We start from the raw sequence: 2,230 nt of genomic DNA, 5'->3' as shown, positions 1-2,230 counted from the left end.
CAAATCCCTTTAAAATCGCCGTTGTTGTGCCAGCTACAACTAATCCCAACGTCGCTCAGGAAATATTGCGAGGAGTCGCCAGCGCACAAACCCAGATCAATCAACAGGGAGGGATCAACGGCAGAAAACTGATGGTTATCGTGGTTAATGACGATAATCAGCCGCAGATATCGAAAGAGGTAGCCAGTAAATTAGTCAAAAATCCCGATATTATCGCTGTTGTCGGTCATAATGCCTCCGATGCCAGTTTGGCCGCCGCTCCTATCTACGAAAAAGGCGGTTTGGTGATGATTTCTCCCACCTCCCTGGCTAATAATCTCTCCGGTGCGGGAAATTATATCTTTCGTCTGGTGGCTTCTAACGGCAAAATTAGGGAAAAATTAGCAAATTACATAGTAAATACTGCTAAAGTCCAGAAAATTGCTTTTTGCTACGATTCTCAAGCTCCTGATAATGTTTCCTTTAAAGATGAGTTGATGGCTAATGTGGCGAAAAAAGGCGGTCAAATTGTGCCGATTGTCTGTGATCTGAGTGTCCCCAATTTTAAGGCCGATCAAGCCCTTAATCAGGCGATTTCTGGGGGTGCTAACGGCCTATTTGTCGTCGCTCATGTTGATCGTCTCGATCCCGTTTTTGAGGTTATTCGCTCCAATCGTCAGCGTTTGCCTCTGTTTAGTAGTCCCACCCTCTACAATATTCGCACCCTCGAAGATGGCGGCAAAAACGCCCAAGGTTTAACCCTTGCCGCACCCTGGCACCCCTCGCTTAACCAGACTTTTGCCAATCTTATGCAGGAACAGTGGCGCGGTCCAGTTAGTTGGCGCACAGCCACCAGTTTTGACGCTACACGGGTGATTATTGCCGGTTTAAGGGAAAATCCTCAACGTCAGGGCCGACAATCGCTGCTGCGTTCCGCCAATTTTCATCAAACAGGGGCCACCGGAAAAATTAGCCTTGATCCCAATACTGGCGATCGCATCGGTCAACCGGTGTTAATTCAAGTGCGATCGACTCCCTCCGGTGAGCAGTTTGTCCCTTTACCTTGAAAAGTCCCCAGTCCACCAAAGTCGGGAGAGTTGGCAACTCTCCCCCCAAAAAGTCTCAAAAATTACAATTATTTCAATGTTCAACCCTGAGCAAGAAATGAATGGCTAATATGTTAAAATATGCCTAGATATTTGTAAACTTTTTCCTTTGTATGGATATCGTTATTATCGAAGATGAAATTGAAATCGCCCATTTGATTGAGCAAACTTTAGAGCGGGAGTCCTTTACTTGTCATCTGGCTTATAATGGTAGGGTAGGACTAGAACTATTTTATCAAAAGCAACCAGACTTAGTTATTTTAGATTTAATGTTACCCGAATTAGATGGACTAGAATTGTGTGCTAGAATTCGCCAAAAACCAGGGACAAAAGACCCCTATATTTTAATGTTAACCGCTAGGGGAGAAGAAATTGATCGCATTATCGGTCTATCTACGGGAGCCGATGATTACATGGTCAAACCCTTTAGTCCCCGGGAATTAACCGCTCGCGTAAGAGCCTTATTAAGACGTAGTTTAAGACACGATAGCCAACCCCAGCAACTCCATCGCAGCCGTCATTTTATTATCGACTTAGATCAACATTCTGCTGTTCGTAAATTGGAGGGAATGCCAGAGGAAACCCTCGATTTAACCACCTTAGAATTTAATTTATTAGCTACCTTTGTCAGTTATCCCAATCGCGTCTGGAGTCGCACCCAATTAATCGATAATCTCTGGGGAAATGATTTTTTTGGCGATGAAAGGGTAGTAGATACCCACATCCGACGCTTACGCAAAAAAGTAGAACCCGATCCTGCTAATCCGATCTTTATCAAAACTGTAGTCGGTGTCGGTTATAAATTTGAAGATGACATTATTTAGGGTCTGCTGAAAAAGTTTGTTGGTGGGGTTAGGAGTCAGGAGCCGGTCGTCAGTATTCACGAGGCAGTATTCAGGAGATAAGTAGGGTGTGCTGAAAAAGTTTGTTGGTGGGGTTAAGGAGTCAGGAGTCAGGAGTCAGGAGTCGGGAGTTTCAGTCTTTGTTGCCCTCTCTTTTTGTACCAATTTATGTACTATAAAAAGGATAATGCAAGGTTTTTGAGAGTCCCAATCCGATTTTCGCAGCATGAACATCGGATTTTAACAGGTCAAAAGCCTTATTTTAAAAGGGTTTTACCATTATTCAGCAAACCCTAAGTAGCT

The 2,230-nt window shown here is 44.0% G+C and carries 2 protein-coding genes; both read left to right on the top strand.

The window, feature by feature from the left end; all coding sequences use genetic code 11:
* Positions 1–1,046, top strand: a 1,046-nt coding sequence (locus tag PX481_RS20570) for an ABC transporter substrate-binding protein (protein ID WP_288095720.1), incomplete at its 5' end; no start/stop codon positions are given.
* Between the two features lie 152 nt (positions 1,047–1,198).
* Positions 1,199–1,909: a response regulator transcription factor gene (locus tag PX481_RS20565; RefSeq protein ID WP_002760492.1), complete on the top strand. Its 711-nt coding sequence runs from the start codon at positions 1,199–1,201 to the stop codon at positions 1,907–1,909.
* Positions 1,910–2,230: the final 321 nt, after the last annotated feature.

The sequence above is a fragment of the Microcystis sp. M53603_WE2 genome (assembly GCF_030065435.1).
The sequence above is the reverse complement of the archived record's forward strand: the minus strand, read 5'-3'. Positions and strand labels throughout refer to the sequence as shown.

Excerpts from the sequence above, each read along its gene's own strand:
- PX481_RS20565 (WP_002760492.1), top strand. The coding sequence starts at position 1,199 with ATGGATATCGTTATTATCGAAGATGAAATTGAAATCGCCCATTTGATT.